The sequence below is a fragment of the Microbacterium pseudoresistens genome, assembly GCF_013409745.1.
GTDB lineage: Bacteria > Actinomycetota > Actinomycetes > Actinomycetales > Microbacteriaceae > Microbacterium > Microbacterium pseudoresistens.
Genome location: NZ_JACCBH010000001.1, coordinates 2,595,887 through 2,620,602, shown reverse-complemented (window position 1 = coordinate 2,620,602; position 24,716 = coordinate 2,595,887). Strand labels below are relative to the sequence as shown.

Here is a 24,716-nt window from a genome sequence, read left to right as displayed (position 1 = left end):
CCCGGTAGCGTGGCCTGATGCGCCTGCCGATCGGATCCACCAGTGTCAGTGCGAGCGGCGGGACCGTGGCGCTCATCGGTCGCCGTGGCGACGGGTGGGATCGTCTCTCCGACGGATCCATGTCGGTCGGCGAGGCGCTCGACGCGCTTGCGGAGCAGGGGAGTGCCGCGGTTCATGCGGATCCGTCCGCCGCTGCGGCGGTGCCCTCCGACGCGCCGGACGCGCCGCGGTTCGTGCCAGGGGATGCGATCCTATGGCGGTACGCGCGGCACATCGAGGCCGTGCGCGTGGTGCGCGATGACGATCGCGGGCTCGTCATCTGGATCCCTTCCGGATCGGCGCGACTCGAATCGGCGCCCGCCGACGGCAGAGCGCCGCGAGAAGTGCCGCTCGAGGAGCGTTTCCTCGCTCCCTGGGTGATGCGCGAGGCCGTCTGGCGAGGGCCGGGCATCGTTCGGGCGGCCCCGACGGGGATGCCGTGGTCGGTGTGGTTCTTCCGCCGCGCCGACGGAACGCCGGACGGCGCGTACGTCAACCTCGAGCTCCCGCACCAGCGCACGGCAGGGGAGGCGCCGGGAGTCTTCACGCGCGACCTCGTGCTGGATCTGTGGATCGACGCGGAGCATCCGGGATCCGAGGACGTGTGGCTGAAGGATGCCGACGAGCTCGAGGCCGCGGTCGCGCAGGGGCGGTTCACGACGCACCAGGCCGAAGCGGTGCGCGTGCTCGCCGACCATGCCTGCGACAGCTTCGTCGCGGCCGGCGCCTGGCCGCTGGACGAGGGGTGGGCGAGCTGGATGCCGGGTGCCGGGATGGACGATCCGCCGCCGCTGCCAGACACGGACGGTCTCGCTGTCGCTCGACGGCGGAGCGGTCGCACCGGTCTGGAGGGATGACGGGCTCTCCACCGGTGCCGCGGGGTCGTCGAAGCGGCGCGTTAGACTTGACGACGCCCTGGAGGCGCTTCCGGGGCGCGACACACGAGCGGAGACATATGTCCGGGCATTCCAAGTGGGCGACGACCAAGCACAAGAAGGCGGTCATCGACGCGCGCCGTGCCAAGTCGTGGGCCAAGCTCATCAAGAACATCGAGGTGGCCGCGAAGCTCGGCGGGCCCGACCAGTCGGGGAACCCGACCCTCTACGACGCGGTGCTGAAGGCGAAGAAGACCTCGGTCCCCAAAGACAACATCGACCGGGCGATCAAGCGCGGAGCGGGCATCGGCGGCGAGGCCGTCGAGTACACCTCGATCATGTACGAAGGCTACGGCCCCAACGGCGTGGCGCTCATGATCGAGTGCCTCACCGACAACAAGAACCGGGCCGCCGCCGAGGTGCGCACGATCCTCAGCCGCAACGGCGGAACGCTGGCCGATCCCGGCAGCGTCGCGTACAACTTCGAGCGCAAGGGCGTGATCGTCGTCGGCGGCGAGGGCACGAGTGAAGACGACGTCATGATGGCGGTGCTCGAGGCCGGCGCCGAAGAGGTCGAGCCGCACGCCGAGGGCTTCGAGGTCATCACCGAGGCGTCCGACGTCGTGCAGGTGCGCACGGCGCTGCAGGAGGCGGGCATCGAGTACGAGTCGGCCGACGTCGAGTTCGTCCCCAACCTCAAGGTCGAGATCGATGCCGATACGGCGCGCAAGGTGTTCCGTCTCATCGACGCGCTGGAGGACAGCGAAGACGTGCAGAACGTGTTCAGCAACTTCGATCTCAGCGCCGAAGTGCAGTCCGAGCTCGAAGAGGACGACGACTGAGCTCGTCATGTTCGCGCGAAACGAATCGGCAGCGGCCGATGGCCGCCCACGGGCGCGCCATCAGCCCCTAGGCGCTCCCGGCGCATAGCCTGAGTGCGTGACCGATCCGACCCGAGCGAGCAGACGGATACTGGGCATCGACCCGGGGCTCACCCGTTGCGGCGTCGGCATCGTCGACGTCGACCGCGCCCGCCGCGGCACGCTCGTGCACGTGGGCGTGGTGCGCACCCCCGTGGATGCGCCCATCGGCGAGCGGCTCGCGGGGATCGCCGCCGGTATCCGGGCGGTCATCGAGGAGCACGAACCGGATGCGGTGGCCGTGGAGCGCGTGTTCGCGCAGCAGAACAGGCAGACCGTGATGGGCACCGCGCAGGCCAGCGGCGTCGCCCTGCTCGTGGCCGCGGAGGCGGGGTTGCCTGCCGCCACCCACACCCCGAGCGAGGTCAAAGCCGCGGTCACCGGGTACGGGTCGGCCGACAAGAAGCAGGTGCAGGCGATGATCGCGCGCATCCTGCGCCTCGACGCCCCGCCCCAGCCCGCCGATGCCGCCGACGCCCTGGCGATCGCGCTGTGCCATGCGTGGCGGCGCAACGCGGCGACGGCGCCCGAGGGCGAACTCACCCCTGCGCAGCGGGCGTGGTCGGACGCGGAGCGTGTCGCTCGAACATACATACGAGCACGTGCCTAGACTGTCGGCATGATCTCTTCCCTGCGCGGTCCGGTTCTCGCGACGTCCGCCGATTCGCTCGTCGTCGAGGTCGGCGGTGTGGGCCTGCGTGTTGCTGTGCCCGCCGACGTGGCGCACACGGCACGCATCGGCGGCGAGATCCGGCTGCACACCTCGCTCATCGTGCGAGAAGACGCCCTCTTGCTGTACGGCTTCGCGCAGTCCGAAGAGCTCGAGGTCTTCGAGGTGCTCCTGGGCGTCACCGGTGTCGGCCCCAAATCGGCGCTCGGTGTGCTGTCGCACATGTCGGTCGACCAGATCGCGACGGCCGTGGCCGATGACGACGACGCCCCCTTCCGGCGGGTGTCCGGGATCGGGCCGAAGACGGCGAAGCTCATCGTCGTGCAGCTGGCGGGCAAGATCGCGCCGGCCGCCGCTCCGACGGCGAGCCAAGCGGGGGATCTGCCCGCCGATACGATGTCGCAGCTCGTCGCCGCGCTGGTGGGCCTGGGCTGGACCGAGCGCGTGGCCGCCGAGGCGGCGGAGCGCACCGCAGGCGAGGCGAGCGAGACGGAGCGCGCATCCGTCGCGCTGCTGCTGCGCCGCACTCTCGCCACGCTCGGACCCGCGCAGGCGGGAGGCGCGCGTGGCTGATCCCCGCGACTCCGGAGAAGCGATCGACGAGGCCGAGCTCGCGCTCGAAGGCGCCCTGCGACCGACGAGCCTCGACGAGTTCGTCGGCCAGCAGAAGGTACGAGGGCAGATGAAGCTGCTGCTCGACGCCGCCCGCATCCAGGACCGCGCCGCCGATCACATCCTGCTCTCGGGCCCTCCGGGGCTGGGCAAGACGACGCTGGCCATGATCGTCGCGCACGAGAGCGGGCATCCGCTGCGGCTCTCGAGCGGGCCGGCCATCCAACACGCGGGCGACCTCGCCGCGCTGCTGTCGAGCCTCACCCCCGGTGAGGTGCTCTTCATCGACGAGATCCACCGGATGGCGCGGTCGGCCGAGGAGATGCTGTACCTCGCGATGGAGGACTTCCGCATCGACATCATGGTCGGCAAGGGGGCCGGGGCCACGAGCATCCCGCTCGAGTTGGCACCGTTCACCCTCGTCGGCGCGACGACCCGGTCGGGTCTGCTGCCCAATCCGCTGCGCGACCGCTTCGGATTCACTGCGCATCTGGAGTACTACGACGCCGAGGAGCTGGAGCAGGTGGTGGGGCGCTCGGCAACGGTGCTGGGCGTGGACTTGCCCGCCGCGGCCCGCGCCGAGATCGGCCGTCGCTCGCGCGGCACGCCTCGCATCGCCAACCGGCTGCTGCGGCGCGTGCGCGACTACGCGCTCGTGCACGGCGGAGGATCGGGAGCGTCGATCGAGGACGTGCGCGCGGCTCTCGAGCTGTACGACGTCGATCCGATCGGACTCGACCGGCTCGACCGCGCGGTGCTGGATGCTCTCGTGCGCCGGTTCCGCGGCGGTCCCGTGGGGCTGAGCACGCTCGCCGTGTCGGTCGGCGAGGAGCCCGAGACCGTCGAGAGCGTGGTGGAACCGTACCTCGTGCGCATCGGCTTCATGGGGCGCACCCCGCGCGGGCGCATCGCCATGCCCGAGGCGTACGCGCATCTCGGCGTCGCGCATCCCGCGGGCTCCGCATTGCTCGATGACCTATAATCGCTGAGGACTTCTCCCTGTCATCTCACCCTTGCGCCGCCATCGCTGGCGTGCGCATGCTGTCGAAAGGCACAGCCACCACATGGATTTCTCCACGTTCTTCGCCAATTACGGCTTGTTCATCGTCATCGCCCTGCTGCTGGTGTTCATGATCTTCAGCACCCGCCGCCGCACGCAGAAGATGAAGCAGGAACAGGAGCAGAAACAGCGCGAGACGGTGCCAGGCGCCAAGGTGCTGCTGCAGGGCGGTCTGTACGGCACGATCACCGAGTTCGACGCCGAGAACCTCGACAAGCCCGCCCGCGTCGAGCTGGCCCCGGGAGTGGAGATCGAGGTCCATTCGCAGGCCATCCTGCGCGTCGTGAACGACGAGCAGACCGCTGCCACCGAGACCCCCGCGCCGCTCGACGACCACACGCCGCTCGACGACCGGCCGAGCACCGACTCCGCCGCTCCCGAGACCGAGGAGGAGACGCGCGCCCGTCTCGAGCGCGACTCCGACGACAACAGCAAGTGACGCGCACTTCCGCGCGGCACAGAAAGCTCTGATCCTTCGTGGCCTCTTCTTCTCCCGTCAAGCACGCGTGGCGGGTCCTCATCGGTCTGCTCGTCGTGGCCGGCGTGCTCTTCGGAATCAACGCGATCGGCGTTCACGTCGTGCAGAAGAGCTCGTGGGCGCCTGAGCTCGCCCTCGATCTGCAGGGCGGCACCCAGATCATCCTCGGCGCCGAGACGGAAGACGGTTCGGCACCGACGCAGGATCAGCTCGACCAGGCGGCGGCCATCATCCGTCAGCGCGTCGACGCCTCGGGCGTCGGAGAAGCCGACATCACGACCGAGGGCGGCCGCAACATCGTCGTGCAGATCCCCGGGAAGGCCGATGAGGAGACGCGCAACCGCATCGAGGCGAGCGCCAAGCTCGAACTGCGCCCCGTCCTCGCCGCGACGGGTCCCGCCACCTCATTCGTGGGCGACGACGGCAACGAGACGCCATACCCGACTCCCGATGACGCGATGGCCTCCACTCCGTCGCCTGCGCCGACCGACAGCAGCGACCTCGCATGGATCACCGAGAAGCTGCAGGCCGAGTTCCTCACCTACGACTGCACCGCGCCGCGCGACGACGCCGCCAAGGCCCCGGCGGAGCAGCCGCTGATCGCGTGCGACCCCACCGGTGCGGTGAAGTATCTGCTCGGACCCGTCGAGCTCGACGGCGGCTCGATCACGGATGCGACCAACGGCCGCGAGCAGGACTCGGGACAGTGGGTGGTCAACCTCACGTTCGACGGCAAGGGCACGGATGCCTTCGGCAAGGTCAGCCAGCGTCTGTACGCCTATCAGGGCCAGGGCCTCAGCCCGCGCGACCAGTTCGCCTTCGTGCTCGACGGCTCGGTGATCTCCGCGCCGCGCATGAACGGCATCATCCTCAACGGCAAGCCGAGCATCAGCGGATCGTTCGACCAGGAGTCGTCGAAGACCCTCGCCGACCAGCTGCGTTACGGTGCGCTGCCGCTGAGCTTCAGCGTGCAGAGCTCGGACACCATCTCGGCCACGCTCGGATCGCAGCAGCTGCAGATCGGTCTCATCGCCGGCCTCATCGGGCTGGGGCTGGTCGCGCTCTACTCGCTGTTCAGCTATCGGGCGCTCGGGTTCGTGATCATCGCCTCGATCGCCGTGATGGCGATCCTCACGTACGTGATCGTCTGCATTCTCGCCTGGCGTCTCGGATTCCGCCTGTCGCTGGCGGGAGTGTCCGGTCTCATCGTGTCTATCGGGTTCACCGCCGACTCGTTCATCGTGTACTTCGAACGAATACGAGACGAGCTGCGCGACGGCAAGTCGATCACGGGGGCCGTGGAAGACGGCTGGAGCCGCGCCAAGCGCACGATCTACATCTCCAAGTCGATCAACATCCTCGCCGCGGTGGTGCTGTACATCCTCGCCGACGCCACGGTGAAGGGCTTCGCGTTCACGCTGGGTCTCACGACCCTCATCGACGTGTTCATCTTCGTGATCTTCACGCACCCGGTGATGCAGCTGCTCGCCCGCACGCGCTTCTTCGGCAACGGCCATCCACTGTCGGGCATGGACCCCGAATCGCTCGGCGCCGTATATCGCACGCGCACCGAGTACCGCGCCGTCGCACCCGCGTCGATGGGCAAGGCTGCGCGTTCGGCTCGCTCGCGCGGTGAGGCCGAGCGACGCCAGACCATCGCCGAGCGCAAGCGCGCCGAGGCGCTCTCGAACGATCGGTCCGGATCGACGGACCAGGGGGAGGCCCGCTGATGCGCTCCATGAACCAGTTCGGAAACGACCTCTACACGGGCAAGACCTCCTTCCCGTTCGTCGGCCGGCGGCGACTGTGGTTCATCATCGCGATCGCCCTCGTCATCGCATCGGCCCTCGTGCCGCTGTTCCGGCCCATCCAGTTCTCCATCGAGTTCACGGGCGGGTCGCAGTTCACGATCGAGGCGCCCGAGAGCACCGACCAGAGCCTGGCCGGGGATGCGGTGCGCTCGGTCGTGCCGAACGCGACGACCAAGGTCACGACGGTCGGCGGCCGCGACATCCGTGTGCAGACCGACCAGATGACCGACAAGCAGACCCACCAGGTCGCCGCGGCCCTCGCCGAGACCTACGGGGTGTCGGAAGACGCGATCAGCCCGTCGTTCATCGGTCCGAGCTGGGGTGAGAACGTGACCAAGCAGTCGCTCTGGGGCCTGGCGATCTTCCTCGCCCTCACCTTCCTGATCCTCGCTATCTACTTCCGTACGTGGAAGATGTCGGCCGCAGCGATCATCGGTCTGCTCGACGTGCTCGTGATCACCGTCGGCGTCTATGCGCTGGCCGGGTTCGAGATCTCACCGGCCGCCGTGATCGGATTCCTCACGATCCTCGCGTACTCCCTGTACGACACCACCGTCGTGTTCGACAAGATCAGGGAGAACACGTCGGAAGAGGGCATCAGATCGGGCCGCACGTTCGGCGAGTCGGTGAACCTCGCGGTGAACCAGACGCTGATCCGGTCGATCAACACCTCGATCGTCGCGGCGCTGCCGGTGGGCGCGATCCTCTTCATCGGCGCGTTCTGGCTCGGCGCCGAGACGCTCACCGACATCTCGCTGTCGATCTTCGTCGGCATCCTGGTCGCGACGTACTCGACGCTCTTCGTGGCAGCGCCGCTCTACTCGCTGTTCCGCGAGAAGGAGAAGCCGATCGCAGAGCGCGACGCGCGGGTGCGGGAGGCTCGGCAGCGCGCCGTGACGACGGCGCAGGTCTGACCCGTGGGAGCGGTCCGGACGGGACGCCTCGCGGATAGGATGATCTCTCTCAGAGGGGAGGGCGCATCATGAGCGAGTCGACCACCGCACAGGGCTCGAGCCTGCGACGCCTCGTGCCGCGCATCTTCTCGCGTGCGCCCCGGAACAACGACCTCGACAACCTCGTGCGCACCGTGCGCCAGAACCACCCCAAGGGCGACCTCGCCATCATCGAGCGCGCCTACCGGGTGGCCGCCGAGAAGCACGAGGGGCAGAAGCGGCAGAGCGGCGAGCCGTACATCACGCACCCGCTCGCAGTTGCGCAGATCCTCGCCGAGCTCGGCCTCGGCCCCCGTGCGATCGCTGCCGCGCTGCTGCACGACACCGTCGAGGACACCGGCTATGCGCTCACCGAGCTGACCGAGGCGTTCGGCGACGAGGTCGCGATGCTCGTGGACGGCGTGACCAAGCTCGACAAGGTCAAGTACGGCGAGAGCGCGCAGGCCGAGACGGTGCGCAAGATGATCGTGGCGATGTCGAAAGACATCAGGGTGCTGCTCATCAAACTCGCCGATCGGCTGCACAACGCCCGTACCTGGGGCTTCGTCTCGCCGGAGAAGGCCGAGCGCAAGGCCACGGAGACGTTGGAGATCTATGCGCCGCTCGCGCATCGGCTCGGAATCCAGGCCATCAAGAACGAGCTGGAGGACCTCTCGTTCGCGGTGATGCATCCGAAGATCTACGCCGAGATCGACAGCCTCATCGCTCAGCGAACCCCGCAGCGGGAGAAGTACATCCGCGAAGTGGTGGATGCCGTCGAGAGCGATCTGCGCGATCTGCGCGTGCGTGGCAAGGTCGCCGGACGACCCAAGCAGCTCTACTCCGTGTACCAGAAGATGGTGCTGCGCGGCCGTGAGTTCGACGACATCTACGACCTCATCGGCATCCGGGTGCTCGTGGGCACGGTGCGCGACTGCTATGCCGTGCTCGGTGCGATCCACGCCCGCTGGACGCCGCTGCCCGGTCGTTTCAAGGACTACATCGCGACCCCCAAGTTCAACCTGTACCAGTCGCTGCACACGACGGTGATCGGCCCCGGCGGGCGCACGGTCGAGATCCAGATCCGCACGCACGAGATGCACCGCCAGGCGGAGTTCGGCGTCGCGGCGCATTGGATGTACAAGGAACGGGTCAACAGCGGCGGCAAGGCCGAGGCCAAGGAGTCGGACACCGACATGGCCTGGCTCGCCCACATCTCGGATTGGCAGGCCGAAACCGCCGATCCGGGGGAGTTCCTCGACTCGCTGCGCTTCGAGATCGGCGCCAAAGAGGTGTACGTCTTCACGCCGAAGGGGCGCGTGATCGGACTTCCGTCGGGTGCCACACCCGTCGATTTCGCTTACGCCGTGCACACCGAGATCGGTCACCGCACGATGGGAGCGAAGGTCAACAGTCGGCTCGTGCCGCTGGAGACGGCGTTGAAGAGCGGTGATGTCGTCGAGGTCTTCACGTCGAAGAACCCCGACGCGGGGCCCAGTCAGGACTGGCTGACGTTCGTCAAGAGCACCAGGGCGCGCAACAAGATCCGCGGCTGGTTCACGAAGGAGCGCCGAGAAGAGGCGATCGAGCAGGGCAAGGAGGCCATAGCGAGAGCCATGCGCCGGCAGAACCTGCCGTTGCAACGACTGATGGGCCAGGACTCGTTCGCCGAGGTCGCCCAGCAGCTGCGCTACGAAGACGTCTCGGCACTGTACGCCGCCGTCGGCGAGGGTCACGTCTCCACCCAGTCCGTGCTCGAGAAGGTGACCGCGCTCGTCGCCACGCAGGAGGACACCAGCACCGGGACGATCGACATTCCGGTGACCGGCCGCACCAGGGCGCCCCGCGATAGCGACTCCGGTGTGCTCGTGCGCGGCGCCGCCGACATCCTCGTCAAGCTCGCCAAGTGCTGCACCCCGGTGCCGGGCGATCCGATCGTCGGCTTCGTCACCCGCGGCAGCGGGGTGTCGGTGCACAGGGCGGACTGCGTCAACGTGCAGGCGCTGTCCGGCGAACCGGACCGTCTCGTCGACGTCGAATGGGCGCCGACGACGCACAGCGTGTTCCTCGTGCAGATCCAGGTGGAGGCGCTGGACCGGGCGGGCCTGCTGTCGGATGTCACGCGGGTGCTCACCGAGTACCACGTGAACATTCTCTCGGCATCGGTGTCGACCACGAACGAGCGGCTGGCGATCAGCCGGTTCGTGTTCGAGATGGGTGACACGGTGCACCTGGACCGGGTGCTCAATGCCGTCCGCCGCATCGACGCGGTCTACGACGTGTACCGCGTCACCTCGTCCTGAGCTCGGCTCGCCGGGGCTCATCCGCCAGCTCGCCGCGGAGGCGCTCGAGCAGTGCGCGAGCGCGGGCGCCGCGGGGGTCGGCGGACGGAGCGGTGCGCAGACGCCGATCCGCGTCGTCGAGGAGGGTCGGATCGAACTGCGCGAACGCGCGCGCCCAGTTCCGGATGTCGGGCCGTTTGTGCGCCCAGCGCAGCAGATCGAGCATGGTGCGCCCCGCAGTCACGACGAGGATGTCATCGAGACGCACCACGTCGTCTTCGGCGACCAGCGACTCATGGACGCGTGTGCGCGGGGACGGGGGGCGGCGCATGCGCCGGCCCTGCGTGAGCTGCAGCTCGTGCTCCTCGGGCGGCATCGCCCCCGCGCCGTGGACCCACGCCGCGCTCGCCCCTGCGAAGGCGAGGTCCTCTCGCCCCGCACGAACCGACGCGATCGAGGCGGCCCGCAGGTGAGCCGTCTCGACCCGGTCGGCGGGGATGAAGCACTCGCCGAGCTCCACGACGTCGCCGTCGAGACGGGCGGCGCACAGCTCCGGGAGCGACAGGCGCTCACCGGGCCGGTAGACGAACGTGGGATGCACGTCTGCCAGCATGCCGAACGCCCGCGTGCTCCGGGGCGCGGGACGTTCGACTGTGGAGAACTCGGCTCTTGAGATCGCTTCCGAGCTGAGCGCTCTCGAGCCCGCTCAGCCGTCGAGGGCGCGCAGCCAGGACCGACGGGCCTCGAGCGCTTCGGCGGCGGCCTTGACGGCGGCGGCATCGCCCGCCTTCTCGGCGGCGGCGTGCTCGGCTTCGAGCTTCTCGATGGCGTCCAGAAGCTGGCGGCTCATGCCATCGGCGCGGGCCTTGGTCTCGGGGTTGTTGCGCTTCCAGTCCACCTCTTCGCGAGACTTGAGCGCCTGCTCGATCACGCGCAGACGGTCATCGAGCGCGCGCTCCTTGTCGCGGGGGAAGATGCGCCCGGTGTCATCCCACTTGCGCTGGATGCGGGTGAGGAGTGCACGCGCCTTGCCGAGATCCGCCTCGTCACCGACGGCCTTCGCCTCGACGAGCAGCGCCTCTCTGATCTCGATGCGCGGCGCGGACTCCGCCTCTTCGGCTGCGGACTGCTCCGCGCGTGCGGCGTACAGTGCGTCTCCGGCGGCCTTGAACTTGGCCCAGAGGGCATCGTCGGCCTTGCGGCCGGCGCGGCCCGCCGCCTTCCATTCGTCGAGCAGCGCCCGGTAGGCGGGGATTCCGTCCACACCGCGCGGCGCCAGCGCCTCGGCGCGCTCGACGAGGCGGGACTTCGCGTCGCGCGCAGCCTTGTGGTGCTCGTCGAGGTCGGCGTAGAACGCGCGGCGCTGACGGTCGACGGTGGCGCGGGCGTCCCGGAAGCGCTTCCAGAGCTGGTTGGCGGGACCCTTGGGGATGCGCGGACCGTTCTGCTGCTGGCTCTGCCACGAATCGAACAGCTCGGTCAGCTCGCCGGTGACCTGCTTCCACTGGACCTTCGAGAGGTCCTGCGCGGCGATGGCCTCGGCGCGTTCGACGATGGCGGTCCGCTCGGCGATCGCCTGATCCACGGCGGCCCTGTTCTGCTCCGCCTCGGCGGCGGAGGCCTCGGCGAGAGAGGCGGTGAGGGCGTCCAGCCGACCGCGCAGAGCCGCCAGGTCGCCCACTGCTGCGGCGTCGGTCACCTCGCCGGTGAGGTGGCGCGCCTGGGCGGCGAGCTCGCCCGCGGCAGCACCACCGGCCGCGGCGCGCTGCTCGAGCGTGCGCACCTTGAAGGCGAGGTCGTCGAACTTGCGCGCGAAGTACGCCAGCGCCTCATCGGGAGTGCCGTCAGGATACTCGCCGACGACGCGCCACGCATCGCCCTCGCGCACTTCGACAGCGCCGTTCTCGGCGACGCGACCCCACTTGGCGGCATCGCTGTGGCCGCCGGCGGGAGCCGCGGCGGCGGCCGCGGGCTTCAGCGGGGACGATGGCGGGCGCGGTACCCGAGGAGGTGCGGGAACCGGTGCGGCGGGGTGCGAGGTCGGGTCGGGGGTGTTCGCGGACTCTTCGGCAGACACGATGAACTCCTTGCGCGGACAGGCCGCGGGAGGCGGAAAGGACATCGCTCAGCCTAATACGGCCCAACCCTCCGTGATAGGCCGCATCGGCTCAGGCCCTCATCACGTCGGGCCCTGTCTGGTCAGCCTGCGGGAGCGTCCGTCGATTCCGGGCCCGGCGTCGCCGGTGCGGTCTGAGTCGGCGTGCTCGTCGGGCTCGGCGAGGGTGCGGGCCCGGCGACCTCGGCGTGGACGACCTGACTCACCACGGCGCCCACGACGATGACCGACCCGGCCACGATCCCGATGACGTTGTCGCGCACGCGTCGCGTGACAGAGCGGTCGTGCACCCGACGACGGGCCTCGTGCACACGCGCGCGCTCCTGCTCGGTGCGGGCGCGACGGTCGCGGGCGTTCGGACGGCGTCCGGCCATGGATCCTCCTGTGCGTTCGACATCCGAGCCTATCGCGGGCACCGCACGGGCCCTTGTCGGTATCCCGCATTAGCCTGGACGCGTGACCCCGTCCCCGCTGCTGTCGACGCAGACGCCGCTCGCCGTGCGCATGCGCCCGGTGTCGCTCGACGAGGTCGCGGGACAGCAGCACCTGTTGCGTCCCGGCTCGCCCATCGTCACCCTGGCGGATCCCGCGGCACCGGCAGGCGGCAGTGTATCGATGATCCTGTGGGGACCGCCCGGCACAGGCAAGACCACGCTCGCCCAGGCCATCGCGCGCTCCTCGCAGCGCCGCTTCGTCGAGCTCTCGGCCGTCACCGCCGGGGTCAAGGACGTGCGCGAGGTCATGCAGGAGGCGATGAACCAGCGAGATCTGTACGGACAGAGCACGATCCTCTTCCTCGACGAGATCCACCGCTTCACCAAGGCGCAGCAGGATGCGCTGCTGCCCGGCGTCGAGAACGGCTGGGTCATCCTCATCGCCGCCACCACGGAGAACCCGTCGTTCTCGGTGATCTCCCCGTTGCTGTCCCGGTCGCTGCTGCTGACCCTCCAGACGCTGACCGACGACGACATCGGCGTGCTCCTGGACCGTGCCGTCGCTGACGCTCGGGGACTGAGCGGCAGGGTCGTCGTCGAACCGGAGGCGCGGGCGGCGCTGATCCGCCTCGCCTCGGGCGATGCGCGTCGGGCTCTGACCGGGCTGGAAGCCGCAGCCACCGTGGCGGCGACCTCGGACGAGGCCGACGGCGAGGAGACGCCGCACGTCACCGCCGACGACGTCGCCCAGGCCGTCGATCGAGCGCTGCTGCGCTACGACCGGCAGGGCGATGAGCACTACGACGTCATCAGCGCGTTCATCAAATCGATCCGCGGGTCAGACGCCGACGCGGCCCTGCACTACCTCGCCCGCATGATCGAGGCGGGGGAGGACCCGCGCTTCATCGCCCGGCGGCTGGTGATCTCCGCCTCGGAAGACATCGGCCTCGCCGATCCGCAGGCGCTCGTGATCGCCGTGGCAGCGGCCGACGCCGTCGCCTTCATCGGAATGCCGGAGGGACGCATCCCCCTGGCGGAGGCGACCGTGTACCTGGCGACCACGGCCAAGTCGAACGCCGCCTACCTGGGGATCGACGCCGCGATCGCCGATGTGCGCTCCGGCGGGTTCGGGCGCGTGCCGGTGCATCTGCGCGACGCGCACTACCCGGGCGCGAAGCGGCTGGGGCACGGCAAGGGATATCAGTACCCGCACGACTCCGAAGCGGGCGTCGTCGCGCAGGACTACCTGCCCGACGAGCTGCGCGGACGCCGCTACTACCGGCCCAAGCAGCTGGGTGCCGAGCGCGAGGTGCACGCACGGCTCGAGCGGATCCGGCGCATCCTCGACGGCGAGTGACGGCACCCCTGCGCGAGGGGCGACGTCGGGGCCCCGTATCAGGGCGATCTGCTAGGATGAATCGGCTCGAAACCGTGTTTTCGGGCATCCCTCACCTCCGCACCACCCTTCCTTGCGCCCCGGCGTGCGCTCGGCAGGGGAGAGGACGAGGAGATACGTCCGCAGGCCGTGACCGTCACGGCCGCGTCAACGGAAGGAACACTTCGTGGTCACGAAGTCCCAGGACCGCCGCAAGGTCCGTCTCAGCCGTGCCCTTGGCATCCCGCTGACCCCCAAGGCCGCCCGCTACCTCGAGAAGCGTCCTTACGCTCCGGGCGAGCACGGCCGCACCAAGCGCAAGACCGACAGCGACTACGCCGTCCGCCTGCGCGAGAAGCAGCGTCTGCGCGAGCAGTACGGCATTCGCGAGAAGCAGCTGCGCATCGCCTTCAACGAGGCCCGCCGTCGCGACGGCCTGACCGGTGAGAACCTGGTCGAGCTGCTCGAGATGCGTCTGGACGCGCTCGTGCTGCGCTCCGGCTTCGCCCGTACCACGGCGCAGGCCCGTCAGATGGTCGTGCACCGTCACATCCTCGTCGACGGCCAGCTCGTCGACCGCCCGTCGTTCCGCGTGAAGCCGGGTCAGCTCATCCACGTCAAGCCCAAGAGCGAGGGCACCGAGCCCTTCCAGGTGGCCGCGGCCGGCGGCCACGCCGAGGTGCTGCCCCCGGTTCCGGGCTACCTCGAGGTTGAGCTCGACAAGCTCCAGTCGCGTCTGGTCCGCCGCCCGAAGCGCTCCGAGGTCCCCGTGACCTGCGAAGTCCAGCTGGTTGTGGAGTACTACGCCGCGCGTTGAGGCATTCGCTTCAGCAATCGCAGCGCCAGGAGGCGTCGGGCCAGCCCGGCGCCTCCTGGCGTTTGCGCATACGATGGGATTCGCCGCGGCGAGCGGCGTGAGAGGGAGACGAGCGACATGAAGACCCTGCTGTGGTTTCTGATCGGCATCATCGGCGGTTTCGTCGCGGCGCACTTCTTGAACAAGGATCCGCGAGGGCACGACCTGCTCGCCGAGGTCGACGCGCGGATCGGCTCGTTCACCGGTCTCATCAGCGATGCCTTCCGTGAGCAGGAGGCGCGGCTGGGCGCCGCTCCCGTCGAGCGCCGCGACTGAGCCACACCCTGTTCGTCACTGACCCAAGGACTCACGCACAGCTATGAAGACCGCGGAGATCGCGCAGCGCTACCTGACCTTCTTCGAGAAGAACGATCACCTCATCGTGCCTTCGGCGTCACTGGTGAGCGACGACCCGACGCTGCTGTTCACCGTCGCCGGCATGGTGCCGATGATCCCGTACCTCACCGGAGTGGTTCCCGCCCCGCATCCCCGCATCGCCGACGTGCAGAAGTGCATCCGTACCAACGACATCGAAGAGGTCGGTCGCACGGCCCGCCACGGCACGTTCTTCCAGATGCTCGGCAACTGGTCCTTCGGTGACTACTTCAAGGAAGGTGCGATCCGTTACGCCTGGGAGCTGCTGACGAGCTCAGAGGCTGACGGCGGGCTCGGCTTCGACGAGAAGGATCTCTGGGTCACCGTCTACGAGACGGACGACGAGGCCGAGGCGATCTGGCGCGACATCATCGGGCTCAAGCCCGAGCGAATCCAGCGGCTCGGACGCGCGGACAACTATTGGAACACCGGCCAGCCCGGTCCCGGCGGCCCGGACTCGGAGATCTTCTTCGACCGCGGCCCCGCGTACGGGCAGGACGGCGGTCCAGCGGTCGACGACAACAGGTTCTTGGAGATCTGGAACCTCGTGTTCATGCAGGACTTCATCGAGAACATCCGCGGCAAGACCGAGTTCGACATCGTGGGCGAGCTGCCGCAGAAGAACATCGACACCGGCATGGGTCTCGAGCGCGTCGCCTTCCTCAAGCAGGGCGTCGAGAACATGTACGAGAGCGACCAGGTGCGTCCCGTGCTCGATCGCGCCATCGAGATCTCGGGCCGCCCCTACGGCGAGGTGCATGAGGACGACGTGCGCTTCCGCGTCGTGGCCGACCACGTGCGCTCCTCGCTCATGCTGCTCTCTGACGGCGTGCGGCCCTCCAATGAGGGCCGCGGATACATCCTGCGCCGGCTCATGCGCCGCACCGTGCGTTCCATGCGTCTGCTGGGCGTGGATGTCCCGACGTTCCCCGAGCTGTTCTCCACCTCGCGCGATGCGATGAAGATCGCCTACCCGGTGCTGGAGACCGACTGGACCGCGTTGTCGACCGCCGCCTTCGCGGAGGAGGAGACGTTCCTGCGAACGCTGGCCCAGGGGTCCACGATTCTCGATCTGGCCCTGGATGAGACGAAGAAGTCGGGGCAGGCGACGCTCGCCGGTTCCGAGGCGTTCCTGCTGCACGACACCTACGGCTTCCCGATCGACCTCACGCTCGAGGTCGCCGAGGAGCAGGGTCTCAGCGTCGACCGCGCTGCCTTCGACGCGCTCATGCAGGAGCAGCGCATCCGCGCGAAGGAAGACGCCCGCAGCCGCAAGCGCCAACTCGCCGACGTCTCGGTGTACCGCGATCTGCGCGCCGAGGGCGAGACCGTGTTCTCGGGCTACGACGAGCTCGAGACGGAGTCGCGCGTGCTCGGGCTGCTCGTCGACGGCGCGCCCGTCTCGAGTGCGACGGAGGGTCAGATCGCCGAGGTCGTGCTCGCCGAGACGACCCTGTATGCCGAGTCGGGCGGCCAGGTCGCCGACAAGGGCACGATCACCGGGCCCGGCTTCGTTCTCGATGTGATCGACGTGCAGCGCCCTGTTCCCGGCCTCGTCAGCCACACCGTCGACGTGCGACAGGGCACCGTATCGGTTGATGCCGTGGCGACGACCGTCGTCGATGCCGCCAACCGCCGCGCCGCACGCCAGGCGCACTCGGCGACCCACCTCGTGCACGCCGCGCTGCGCGACACACTCGGACCCACGGCGACCCAGGCCGGTTCCCTCAACCGTGCGGGCTATATGCGTTTCGATTTCAACTGGTCGCAGGCTCTGTCGCCGGAGACCCGGACGGAGATCGAGGACATCGCCAACCGCGCCGTGCAGGACGGCCTCGAGGTCACGACGCGCGTCGTCTCGCTCGACGAGGCGAAGGCGGCCGGCGCGATGGCGCTGTTCGGCGAGAAGTACGGCGATGTCGTGCGCATGGTCGACATCGGCGGCCCCTGGTCGCGCGAGCTGTGCGCGGGCACGCACGTGCGCACGAGTTCCGAGATCGGGATCATCAGCCTTGTCGGGGAGTCGTCCGTGGGCGCATCCAACCGTCGCGTCGAAGCGCTCGTGGGGGCCGATGCGTTCCGTGAGCTGGCGGCCGAGCGGGCGCTCGTCTCGCAGCTGACCGCATCGCTGAAGACTCCGCGCGAGCAGCTCGTCGACAAGGTCACCGACCTCGCCGCGCAGCTGAAGACGGCCGAGAAGCGCATCGCCCAGTTCGAGTCGGCGCAGCGAGCCGACCGCGCACCCGGCATCGCGAAGGAGGCGCGCGCCGCCGGCGCCTTCCAGCTCGCGGCTCACGACCTGGGCTCGGTCGAGTCCGCCGACGAGGTGCGCGATGTGGCCACCGCCGTGCGCGATGTGCTCGGCGCCGCTCCGGCGGTCGTGGCGGTTTCCGGCCTCGCCAACGGCCGCGCGATCGTCGTCGTCGCGACGACCGAGGCCGCGCGCGGTGCGGGTGTGAAGGCCGGCGTGCTCGCGAAACTCGCCGCCGGAGTTCTCGGCGGCGGAGGCGGAGGCCGCGACGACATCGCGCAGGGCGGCGGAACCGATGTGTCGGCTCTTCCCGCGGCGTTCGGCGCGATCGAGCAGGAGCTGCAGCGCGCGTGAGCGGATTCCGCCCCGGAGTGAGGCTCGGGATCGACGTCGGGCGGGCCCGGGTCGGGGTCTCCCGCAGCGATCCCGACGGGATGCTCGCTGTCCCCGTCGAGACGGTGCCGCGCGATGATGACTCCGTGCGTCGCATCGCTGACCTCGTCACCGCGCACGAACCGCTCGAGCTGGTGGTCGGACTGCCGATCAACCTCCGCGGAGAGGACACGGCATCGACCGTCGACTCCCGCGAGTTCGCGGGCGCGCTCGCGCGCGCCTGCACCGTACCGGTGCGCCTGGTGGATGAGCGGCTCAGCACCGTGAGCGCTCATTCGGCGTTGCGCGCTTCGGGTCGCCGTCAGCGGGGATCGCGTGGCATTGTTGATCAGGTCGCCGCGGTCGTGTTCCTGCAGCACGCCCTCGATACCGAGAAGAGCACCGGTAACCCGCCCGGAACGCTCGTCGTACTCGAAGACCCGCTGACCTTCAATGAGGAGACCTCCTGACATGCCTGATCTCCCCGACTCTTCGTCCGGGTCCGGATCGGACTCCTTGTCCGATCTGTTCCGCTCGCTTCCCGATCCGTCGCGATCCGTGCCGGAGACGCCCAGTGCATCCGCCCCCGCGCCGGGATCGCGCCGCGCCGCGCGGGCTGCCGCGCAGACGTCCGAACCCGTGTCCGATGCGGGAGCACCCGACGACATGACGACGCGAGTGAACGCCCCGGCTTCTGCCGAACAGGAGTCCGAGCACCACGCGACCCTCGACGATCTCTTCCGCCACGAGCCCGAGACCCGCGCGCGCGCCCCGCGGCGCAAGCGCAAGCGGGGGTGTCTGATCGCCCTCATCATCGTCTTCGTCCTCGTCGCGGGCGCCGCCCTGGGCGGGCTTTGGGTGATGAACACGTACGGCGACAGGATCAGCGAGGCGATGGGCTGGGGCGAGCCTAAGGACTACGAAGCCGGTATGGCGACGGGCGAGGCGCTCGTCACGATCGATGAGGGCGATACCGGCCAGCAGGTGTCGACGGCGCTGTACAACGCCGGCGTCACCAAGACGCAGGATGTCTTCTACGACATGCTCGTGAAGGAGGGGACGTCGCCGACGTTCTACCCGGGCGTGTATCGCCTGCAGCAGAAGATGACGGCGACGTCCGCACTCGAGGCGCTGAACGACCCTGCGAACAAGATGGAGAACTCCGCGCTCATCCGCGAGGGCCTCACACTGGACTCCACGCTGAAGACCATCGCCGAGAGCCTGTCGATTCCGATCGAGGACCTCACCGCGGCCGCCGCCGACCCCTCCGCATACGGCGTTTCCGCGTCGACGCTGGAAGGCTGGCTGTTTCCCGCGCTGTACGAGTTCGCGCCGGAGGCGACCGCCACCGATATCGTCCAGACGCTCGTCGACCGCACGCGCGAGTCGCTGGCGTCAGCCGGTGTGCCGGCCGGAGACGAGGAACGCGTGCTCACGATCGCTTCGATCATTCAGCGCGAGGCCCGGGCGGAAGACGACTTCTACAAGGTCTCCCGAGTGATCCAGAACCGGCTCGCCGAGGGCATGATGCTGCAGATGGACTCGACCGCTCAGTACGGCTATCGAGAGCTGCACGACGGCACGGCGAGCACCTCGGACGAGGCGCAGCACGACGACAATCCGTGGAACACCTATGTGCACGAAGGGCTTCCGGCGACGCCGATATCCGGAGCCGGTGACGTCGCGATCGACGCGGCGATGCACCCTGTGGACGGTCCGTGGCTGTACTTCGTCACGGTGAACATGGACACCGGCGAGACCGTCTTCACCTCCACGTACGAGGAGCACCAGACCTACGTCGAGCAGATGCGGCAATGGTGCACCGAGAATCCTGATTCGGGATGCTGAACGACGCGGATCCGAAGCGACTGGCGGTCTGGGGCGATCCGATCGCGCACAGCCGTTCGCCACAGCTGCACGCGGCCGCCTACGCCCATCTCGGTCTGGACTGGGAATACGGCAGGCGTCAGATGGATGCGGCCGGATTCCGCGCCGCGGTCGACGGCCTCGATGAGAGCTGGCGCGGCCTGTCGCTGACCATGCCGTTGAAGGACGCGGCACTGTCCTGGTCGCGCGTGCAGGATCGCCATGCGCGGCTCACCGGCGCGGCCAACACGCTCGTGCTGTCGGGCCCGTTGCGCGGGCACGCCTGGAACACCGATGTGGGTGGTCTCGTGCGCGTGCTCCATGAGCACGGCCTGGGGCAGCTCGACCGCGTGCGCATCCTCGGAGCGGGGGCCACGGCCGCATCCGCGCTCGTGGCCTTGGCCGAATGCGGCGCCTCCCGGGTGGACGTCGTGGCCCGCCGGCCCGCACGCGTCGCGCCTCTCGACCGCATCGCCGCACAGATCGGGATCGCCCTGTCGGCGCACGGGTTCGATGACCTGCCGGCAGGCGCCGATCTCACCCTCTCGACGCTGCCCGGCGGCGTGCCGCTGGACGATGACGTCGTCACCGCGCTTTCGCAGGCAGGCGGTGCGCTCCTGGACGTCGCCTATTCGCCCTGGCCCTCGACCCTGGCTGTCGCATGGTCGGCAGAGCCGGTGATATCGGGACTGGAGATGCTGCTGCACCAGGCAGTGCTGCAGGTGCGCATCTTCGTCGCCGGGGACGTGACCGCCGTGCTGCCGGGCGAAGACGTCATGGTGGCCCGGATGCGTGCCGCGCTCATGGGAGACTAGGGGCATGCTCCGCGTGCTCACGGCTGGCGAATCGCACGGCCCCGAACTCATCGCCGTCATGGAGGGCTTGCCCGCAGGCGTGCCCGTCTCCTCGACGGCGATCCAGGCCGATCTCGCCCGCCGCAAGCTCGGGTACGGTCGCGGGTCGCGCATGAAGTTCGAGCAGGACGAGCTGACGCTCTCGACCGGGATCCGGCACGGATTCTCGCTCGGCAGCCCGATCGCGCTGCGCATCGGCAACACCGAATGGCCCAAGTGGACCGAGGTGATGAGCCCCGAGCCCGTGGACCTCACGGAGAAATCGCGCGGCCGCGGAGCGCCGCTCACCCGTCCGCGCCCCGGCCACGCCGATCTCGTGGGCATGCAGAAGTACGGCTTCGACGAGGCGCGGCCGATCCTGGAGCGGGCCAGCGCCCGCGAGACCGCCGCCCGCGTCGCCCTCGGCGCCGTCGCGCGCGCCTTCCTCGGCGAGCTGGGCATCCGCCTCGTCAGCCACACTCTCTCGATCGGCCCGGTGCGCGCTCCCGAAGACGCCCCGCTGCCCACACCTGACGACGTCGAAGCGCTGGACGCCGATCCGCTGCGGTGCTTCGATGCGGAGACCTCGCGGTGCATGGTCGACGAGGTCGACGCCGCTCGTAAGGACGGCGACACGCTCGGCGGCATCGTCGAGGTGCTCGCCTACGGCCTGCCACCTGGGCTCGGATCCCACGTGCAGTGGGACCGCCGGCTGGATGCGCGCCTCGCTCAGGCGCTGATGAGCATCCAGGCGATCAAGGGCGTCGAGGTCGGCGACGGGTTCGAGACCACCCGCCGACGCGGTTCGGCCGCCCACGACGAGCTATTCGCCGCCGACGGCGGCATCACCCGCGGATCCGATCGCGCGGGGGGCACCGAGGGCGGCATGTCCACCGGCACCGTGCTGCGCGTGCGCGCCGGGATGAAACCCATCGCGACCGTGCCGCACGCGCTGCGCACGATCGACGTGGCCACCGGCGACGATGCGACCGCGCACCACCAGCGGTCCGACGTGTGCGCGGTGCCTGCCGCGGGTGTCGTCGCCGAGGCCATGGTCGCGATCGAGCTCGCCGGCGCCGTGCTGGAGAAGTTCGGCGGCGACAACGTCGCCGAGACCCGGCGCAACCTGGAGAGCTATCTCGCCGCGATCCCCGAGACACTGCGCACGGCGCCCGCCTCGGAGGCGGCGCTGATCCTGCACGATGAGCTGGGCTGAGAACCTCACCGCGTCCGAGCCGGTGCTCGTGCTCGTGGGGCCGATGGGGTCGGGCAAGTCCAGTGTCGGCCGCAGGGTCGCGCGCGAGCTCGAGCTGACCTTCGCAGACACCGACAAGGCCATCGCGGCGGCGCACGGTCCGATCTCCGAGATCTTCGCCGAACACGGTGAGGAGCGCTTCCGCGAGTGGGAGCGCGAGGCGGTGGCCGAGGCGATCGCCGCGGGCGGCGTCGTGTCGGTAGGAGGCGGCGCCGTGGTCACGGCGGAGACCCGGTCGCTGCTGCGCGAGGTGCCCGTCGTGCTCCTCACCGTGTCAGCCGAAGCGGTCGCCGAGCGGATCACGAACTCCGAGCGACCCCTGCTGCTCGGAGACGGGGCGGAGAGCCCCGTGCAGCGCTGGGAGCGGATCATGCACGAACGACGCGCGTGGTATGAAGAGGTCGCGGATGCGACTTTCGATACCTCGCGCATGCCGATGTCGCACATTGCGCGCGACATCGCGGAATGGATGAGAGGACGCGCGTGAGCGAGCAGACGACCACGATCCCGGTGACCGGCCGCGACCCGTACGAGATCCGAATCGGCCGAGGTATCCTCGACGAGGTGTCGGCAGCCCTCGCGCCCTCGGTGCGCAAGGTGCTCGTCGTCCATCCGCCGACCCTCGCGGCCCGTGCGGCCGAGCTGCGCGACCGGTTGCTGGCCGACGTTTCCGAGGGGCTGCGCGACGTGTTGCTCGCCGAGATCCCGGATGCGGAGCAGGGCAAGCGCATCGAGGTCGCCGCCTTCTGCTGGCAGGTGATGGGCCAGGCCGACTTCACCCGCACGGATGCCGTGATCGGCTACGGAGGGGGAGCGGTCACCGATGTGGCAGGCTTCGTCGCAGCCACCTGGCTGCGCGGCGTGCAGCTCGTGCAGGTGCCGACGACGGTGCTCGGCCTCGTCGACGCGGCTGTCGGCGGCAAGACCGGTGTGAACACCGCCGAGGGAAAGAACCTCGTGGGCGCCTTCTGGGCGCCCCGGCAGGTGATCGGCGACCTCGATGAGCTGGGCAGCCTCAGCGCGAACGAGGCGACCGCCGGCTTCGCCGAGGTCGTGAAGGCGGGCTTCATCTGGGCGCCCGAGATCCTCGACATCATCGAGGCAGACCCTGCGCGTGCCGTCGACACGACCACGCCCGAGTTCCGCCGCGCGGTGGAGCTGGCCGTCGACATGAAGGCGAAGGTCGTCTCGGAGGACTTCCGCGAGGCGGGCCAGCGCGAGATCCTCAACTACGGGCACACGCTAGGCCACGCGATCGAGCACGCCGAGCGCTACCAGTGGCGCCACGGGGCAGCGATCTCGGTGGGCATGATGTTCGCCGCCGAACTGTCTCGCCTTGCTGGGCGCCTGCCCGACGAGGCGGCGGCACGGCATCGCACGGTGCTGGAGTCTCTGGGTCTTCCCACCACCTACCGCGCCGGTGCCTGGCAGCAATTGCTGGCCACCATGCAGCGCGACAAGAAGGCGCGCGGCGGCATGCTGCGCTTCATCGTGCTCGACGACATCGCCAAGCCCACCGTGCTCCAGGCGCCTGACGAGTCGCTCATGTTCGCCGCCTACCAGGAGGTGGGCGAATGAGTGGTCGTCTGCTGCTCGTCAACGGGCCGAATCTGAACCTCCTCGGCACGCGGGAGCCGGGCATCTACGGCTCGGCCACGCTCGCCGACATTGAACGGATCACCGCCGACGCCGCGGCCGAGGCCGGGTACGTGGTGCGGGCGATTCAGAGCAACCACGAGGGCGTGCTCATCGACGCGATCCACGCCGCCCGCGAGGACTGCGCGGGCGTCGTCATCAATCCAGGCGGACTCACGCATACCTCGGTCTCATTGCGCGACGCGCTCACGGGCGTGGCGCTGCCGTTCGCCGAGGTGCACATCTCCGACGTGCACGCGCGCGAGGAGTTCCGCCGCTTCTCATACCTCGAAGACGTCGCGACCGTGCGGGTGATCGGTCAGGGTGCGCAGGGCTATGCGGAGGCCGTGGGACGGTTGATCGCGCTCATCCCGTAGAATCGACTGTCGGCCCCGCGCGGCCCGGAATTGCACGGCGCTGGCGACCGACACGATCACACGACACGAACGGACTCTCTTCGCATGGCATCGACCGCAGACATCAAGAACGGCGTCGTCCTCAACATCGACGGACAGCTCTGGAGCGTCGTGGAGTTCCAGCACGTCAAGCCGGGCAAGGGCGGCGCGTTCGTGCGGACGAAGCTGAAGAACGTCGTCTCGGGCAAAACGGTCGACCGCACATACAATGCTGGCGCGAAGGTCGACATCGAGAACGTCGACCGCCGCGACTTCACCTACCTGTACGCAGACGGCGACAGCTTCGTCTTCATGGACCAGGCCGACTACGACCAGCTCTCGGTTCCGGCACCCACCGTCGGCGACGCCGCGAACTTCCTGCTGGAGAACCAGCAGGTCACGATCGCGCTGAACAACGGCAACCCGCTCTACGTCGAGCTGCCCGCCTCCGTGATCCTCGAGGTGACCTACACCGAGCCGGGCCTGCAGGGCGACCGGTCATCGGCCGGCACCAAGCCCGCCACGCTCGAGACCGGGTACGAGATCCAGGTTCCGCTGTTCCTCGAGAGCGGCACCCGCGTGAAGGTCGACACCCGCACGGGCGACTATCTCGGCCGCGAGAAGTAAGGCGTGAGCGCACGGACCAAGGCGCGAAAGCGCGCCCTCGACATCCTGTTCTCCTCGGACGTGCGCGGCGACGAGATCGCTGTCACGCTCGCCGCCGAGGCGAAGCGCGCCGCCGCCGAGCCCGCGCGCGAGGCGTCGTGGCTGTACGCACGCGAGATCGTCGACGGGATCATCGACAACCGCGAGTCGATCGACGAGCAGATCACGACTCACAGCCGGGACTGGAAGCTCGATCGGATGCCCACGATCGACCGGGCCCTGCTGCGCATCGCGGTGTGGGAGATCCTGCACAACGAGGAGGTGCCGACAGCCGTGGCGATCGATGAGGCGGTCGAACTGGCCAAGGAGTTCTCCACCGACGACTCCGGCGCCTTCGTGCACGGTGTGCTCGCCCGGGTCGCCCGCGCATCCTGAGCGCCGCTCGCACGACGCCGATGATGTCGGCGGTGCGCACGAGAATGGGCGATCATGTCCGATTCCTTCGCGGGTGACCGTCGCGCCGCCGGGACCTGGCGCGCGCTCATCCCTCAGGCCCCACCGGAGCGATCGGCGCTGGCTCTCGGAGTCGAGTTGCGCGCCCGCGATCGGGCCGATGCCCGGCAGTGAGCGTCCCGTCCGTTCCGCACGGCGACGGCTCGGGAGCTCGT

Annotated in this window: 26 protein-coding genes; 23 read left to right on the top strand and 3 right to left on the bottom strand. The window is 69.2% G+C overall.

Translation table 11 applies throughout. The annotated features are described in order from the left end of the window. The first annotated feature begins 17 nt into the window (after window positions 1–17). From BKA02_RS12865 to BKA02_RS12825, 9 genes are all read left to right on the top strand, one after another. Complete coding sequence (locus BKA02_RS12865) at window positions 18–896, top strand: ribonuclease FAU-1 family protein (protein ID WP_179434600.1); 879 nt, start codon at window positions 18–20, stop codon at window positions 894–896. Between the two features lie 98 nt (window positions 897–994). Continuing rightward, window positions 995–1,756, top strand: coding sequence for a YebC/PmpR family DNA-binding transcriptional regulator (locus tag BKA02_RS12860; protein WP_179434599.1), 762 nt, complete (start codon window positions 995–997; stop codon window positions 1,754–1,756). Between the two features lie 97 nt (window positions 1,757–1,853). Further along, on the top strand, window positions 1,854–2,444 hold the full coding sequence (gene ruvC / locus BKA02_RS12855; RefSeq protein WP_343045415.1) for a crossover junction endodeoxyribonuclease RuvC: 591 nt from the start codon (window positions 1,854–1,856) through the stop codon (window positions 2,442–2,444). A gap of 9 nt (window positions 2,445–2,453) precedes the next feature. Continuing rightward, the gene (gene ruvA / locus BKA02_RS12850) at window positions 2,454–3,077 is read left to right on the top strand and encodes a Holliday junction branch migration protein RuvA (protein WP_179434598.1); all 624 of its coding nucleotides are present in this window, start codon (window positions 2,454–2,456) and stop codon (window positions 3,075–3,077) included. Then, window positions 3,070–4,098, top strand: a complete 1,029-nt coding sequence (gene ruvB / locus BKA02_RS12845; RefSeq protein WP_179434597.1) for a Holliday junction branch migration DNA helicase RuvB — start codon at window positions 3,070–3,072, stop codon at window positions 4,096–4,098. The genes ruvA and ruvB overlap by 8 nt, the downstream gene beginning before the upstream one ends. Window positions 4,099–4,180: 82 nt before the next feature. Continuing rightward, window positions 4,181–4,615, top strand: coding sequence for a preprotein translocase subunit YajC (locus BKA02_RS12840; RefSeq protein WP_179434596.1), 435 nt, complete (start codon window positions 4,181–4,183; stop codon window positions 4,613–4,615). 38 nt (window positions 4,616–4,653) lie between these two features. Further along, a complete protein-coding gene (gene secD, locus BKA02_RS12835) occupies window positions 4,654–6,384 on the top strand; it encodes a protein translocase subunit SecD (protein ID WP_179434595.1) in 1,731 nt (576 codons plus the stop codon). Then, entirely contained in the window at window positions 6,384–7,379 is a 996-nt protein-coding gene (gene secF / locus BKA02_RS12830) for a protein translocase subunit SecF (RefSeq protein ID WP_179434594.1), read from the top strand. The genes secD and secF overlap by 1 nt, the downstream gene beginning before the upstream one ends. 68 nt (window positions 7,380–7,447) lie before the next feature. Continuing rightward, window positions 7,448–9,700, top strand: a complete 2,253-nt coding sequence (locus BKA02_RS12825; protein WP_179434592.1) for a RelA/SpoT family protein — start codon at window positions 7,448–7,450, stop codon at window positions 9,698–9,700. Here the strand turns inward: BKA02_RS12825 and BKA02_RS12820 are convergent. The 3 genes from BKA02_RS12820 to BKA02_RS12810 all read right to left on the bottom strand — a co-directional run bounded on the left by BKA02_RS12820 (window position 9,687) and on the right by BKA02_RS12810 (window position 12,169). Further along, window positions 9,687–10,292 carry an SAM-dependent methyltransferase gene (locus BKA02_RS12820; protein WP_179434590.1) on the bottom strand — a complete coding sequence of 202 codons (606 nt, stop codon included), beginning with the start codon at window positions 10,290–10,292 and terminating at the stop codon, window positions 9,687–9,689. The genes BKA02_RS12825 and BKA02_RS12820 overlap by 14 nt on opposite strands. Before the next feature lie 93 nt (window positions 10,293–10,385). Further along, the gene (locus BKA02_RS12815) at window positions 10,386–11,801 is read right to left on the bottom strand and encodes a DUF349 domain-containing protein (protein ID WP_179434588.1); all 1,416 of its coding nucleotides are present in this window, start codon (window positions 11,799–11,801) and stop codon (window positions 10,386–10,388) included. A gap of 77 nt (window positions 11,802–11,878) precedes the next feature. After that, window positions 11,879–12,169, bottom strand: a complete 291-nt coding sequence (locus BKA02_RS12810) for a hypothetical protein (RefSeq protein ID WP_179434587.1) — start codon at window positions 12,167–12,169, stop codon at window positions 11,879–11,881. 130 nt (window positions 12,170–12,299) lie between these two features. Here BKA02_RS12810 and BKA02_RS12805 point away from each other — a divergent pair, with 130 nt between their 5' ends. From BKA02_RS12805 to BKA02_RS14435, 14 genes are all read left to right on the top strand, one after another. Further along, a complete protein-coding gene (locus tag BKA02_RS12805; protein WP_179435484.1) occupies window positions 12,300–13,586 on the top strand; it encodes a replication-associated recombination protein A in 1,287 nt (428 codons plus the stop codon). Window positions 13,587–13,791: 205 nt separating this feature from the next. After that, window positions 13,792–14,421: a 30S ribosomal protein S4 gene (gene rpsD / locus BKA02_RS12800; protein WP_179434586.1), complete on the top strand. Its 630-nt coding sequence runs from the start codon at window positions 13,792–13,794 to the stop codon at window positions 14,419–14,421. Window positions 14,422–14,538: 117 nt separating this feature from the next. Beyond that, complete coding sequence (locus tag BKA02_RS12795; RefSeq protein ID WP_179434585.1) at window positions 14,539–14,736, top strand: hypothetical protein; 198 nt, start codon at window positions 14,539–14,541, stop codon at window positions 14,734–14,736. Between the two features lie 43 nt (window positions 14,737–14,779). Beyond that, a complete protein-coding gene (gene alaS / locus BKA02_RS12790) occupies window positions 14,780–17,440 on the top strand; it encodes an alanine--tRNA ligase (protein WP_179434584.1) in 2,661 nt (886 codons plus the stop codon). Further along, window positions 17,437–17,928, top strand: a complete 492-nt coding sequence (gene ruvX, locus BKA02_RS12785) for a Holliday junction resolvase RuvX (protein ID WP_179434583.1) — start codon at window positions 17,437–17,439, stop codon at window positions 17,926–17,928. Before alaS ends, ruvX begins: the two co-directional genes overlap by 4 nt. A gap of 1 nt (window position 17,929) precedes the next feature. Next, window positions 17,930–19,306 (top strand): endolytic transglycosylase MltG, encoded by a 1,377-nt coding sequence (mltG, locus tag BKA02_RS12780; RefSeq protein ID WP_246286029.1) that lies wholly within the window; start codon window positions 17,930–17,932, stop codon window positions 19,304–19,306. Beyond that, window positions 19,300–20,139 carry a shikimate dehydrogenase family protein gene (locus tag BKA02_RS12775; RefSeq protein WP_179434581.1) on the top strand — a complete coding sequence of 280 codons (840 nt, stop codon included), beginning with the start codon at window positions 19,300–19,302 and terminating at the stop codon, window positions 20,137–20,139. Before mltG ends, BKA02_RS12775 begins: the two co-directional genes overlap by 7 nt. Window positions 20,140–20,143: 4 nt before the next feature. Beyond that, window positions 20,144–21,373: a chorismate synthase gene (aroC, locus tag BKA02_RS12770; protein ID WP_179434579.1), complete on the top strand. Its 1,230-nt coding sequence runs from the start codon at window positions 20,144–20,146 to the stop codon at window positions 21,371–21,373. Beyond that, entirely contained in the window at window positions 21,360–21,899 is a 540-nt protein-coding gene (locus BKA02_RS12765) for a shikimate kinase (protein ID WP_179434577.1), read from the top strand. The genes aroC and BKA02_RS12765 overlap by 14 nt, the downstream gene beginning before the upstream one ends. Then, window positions 21,896–22,990, top strand: a complete 1,095-nt coding sequence (gene aroB, locus BKA02_RS12760; RefSeq protein ID WP_370467881.1) for a 3-dehydroquinate synthase — start codon at window positions 21,896–21,898, stop codon at window positions 22,988–22,990. Before BKA02_RS12765 ends, aroB begins: the two co-directional genes overlap by 4 nt. Further along, window positions 22,987–23,424 carry a type II 3-dehydroquinate dehydratase gene (locus BKA02_RS12755; protein ID WP_179434573.1) on the top strand — a complete coding sequence of 146 codons (438 nt, stop codon included), beginning with the start codon at window positions 22,987–22,989 and terminating at the stop codon, window positions 23,422–23,424. The genes aroB and BKA02_RS12755 overlap by 4 nt, the downstream gene beginning before the upstream one ends. Before the next feature lie 84 nt (window positions 23,425–23,508). Further along, on the top strand, window positions 23,509–24,069 hold the full coding sequence (gene efp, locus BKA02_RS12750; RefSeq protein WP_179434571.1) for an elongation factor P: 561 nt from the start codon (window positions 23,509–23,511) through the stop codon (window positions 24,067–24,069). Window positions 24,070–24,072: 3 nt separating this feature from the next. Further along, window positions 24,073–24,483 carry a transcription antitermination factor NusB gene (gene nusB, locus BKA02_RS12745; protein ID WP_179434569.1) on the top strand — a complete coding sequence of 137 codons (411 nt, stop codon included), beginning with the start codon at window positions 24,073–24,075 and terminating at the stop codon, window positions 24,481–24,483. Window positions 24,484–24,537: 54 nt separating this feature from the next. After that, complete coding sequence (locus tag BKA02_RS14435) at window positions 24,538–24,675, top strand: hypothetical protein (RefSeq protein ID WP_246286028.1); 138 nt, start codon at window positions 24,538–24,540, stop codon at window positions 24,673–24,675. Window positions 24,676–24,716 lie beyond the last annotated feature (41 nt).

What these genes read in the sequence shown, in the direction of transcription:
- BKA02_RS12820 (WP_179434590.1), bottom strand. Translation starts at nt 10,292, where the DNA reads ATGCTGGCAGACGTGCATCCCACGTTCGTCTACCGGCCCGGTGAGCGC.
- efp (WP_179434571.1), top strand. Translation starts at nt 23,509, where the DNA reads ATGGCATCGACCGCAGACATCAAGAACGGCGTCGTCCTCAACATCGAC.
- BKA02_RS12860 (WP_179434599.1), top strand. Translation starts at nt 995, where the DNA reads ATGTCCGGGCATTCCAAGTGGGCGACGACCAAGCACAAGAAGGCGGTC.
- BKA02_RS12810 (WP_179434587.1), bottom strand. Translation starts at nt 12,169, where the DNA reads ATGGCCGGACGCCGTCCGAACGCCCGCGACCGTCGCGCCCGCACCGAG.
- secF (WP_179434594.1), top strand. Translation starts at nt 6,384, where the DNA reads ATGCGCTCCATGAACCAGTTCGGAAACGACCTCTACACGGGCAAGACC.
- BKA02_RS12825 (WP_179434592.1), top strand. Translation starts at nt 7,448, where the DNA reads ATGAGCGAGTCGACCACCGCACAGGGCTCGAGCCTGCGACGCCTCGTG.
- BKA02_RS12815 (WP_179434588.1), bottom strand. Translation starts at nt 11,801, where the DNA reads ATGTCCTTTCCGCCTCCCGCGGCCTGTCCGCGCAAGGAGTTCATCGTG.
- BKA02_RS14435 (WP_246286028.1), top strand. Translation starts at nt 24,538, where the DNA reads ATGTCCGATTCCTTCGCGGGTGACCGTCGCGCCGCCGGGACCTGGCGC.
- mltG (WP_246286029.1), top strand. Translation starts at nt 17,930, where the DNA reads ATGCCTGATCTCCCCGACTCTTCGTCCGGGTCCGGATCGGACTCCTTG.
- BKA02_RS12840 (WP_179434596.1), top strand. Translation starts at nt 4,181, where the DNA reads ATGGATTTCTCCACGTTCTTCGCCAATTACGGCTTGTTCATCGTCATC.
- BKA02_RS12775 (WP_179434581.1), top strand. Translation starts at nt 19,300, where the DNA reads ATGCTGAACGACGCGGATCCGAAGCGACTGGCGGTCTGGGGCGATCCG.
- BKA02_RS12865 (WP_179434600.1), top strand. Translation starts at nt 18, where the DNA reads ATGCGCCTGCCGATCGGATCCACCAGTGTCAGTGCGAGCGGCGGGACC.
- aroC (WP_179434579.1), top strand. Translation starts at nt 20,144, where the DNA reads ATGCTCCGCGTGCTCACGGCTGGCGAATCGCACGGCCCCGAACTCATC.
- ruvA (WP_179434598.1), top strand. Translation starts at nt 2,454, where the DNA reads ATGATCTCTTCCCTGCGCGGTCCGGTTCTCGCGACGTCCGCCGATTCG.
- alaS (WP_179434584.1), top strand. Translation starts at nt 14,780, where the DNA reads ATGAAGACCGCGGAGATCGCGCAGCGCTACCTGACCTTCTTCGAGAAG.
- BKA02_RS12755 (WP_179434573.1), top strand. Translation starts at nt 22,987, where the DNA reads ATGAGTGGTCGTCTGCTGCTCGTCAACGGGCCGAATCTGAACCTCCTC.
- BKA02_RS12795 (WP_179434585.1), top strand. Translation starts at nt 14,539, where the DNA reads ATGAAGACCCTGCTGTGGTTTCTGATCGGCATCATCGGCGGTTTCGTC.
- BKA02_RS12805 (WP_179435484.1), top strand. Translation starts at nt 12,300, where the DNA reads ATGCGCCCGGTGTCGCTCGACGAGGTCGCGGGACAGCAGCACCTGTTG.
- BKA02_RS12765 (WP_179434577.1), top strand. Translation starts at nt 21,360, where the DNA reads ATGAGCTGGGCTGAGAACCTCACCGCGTCCGAGCCGGTGCTCGTGCTC.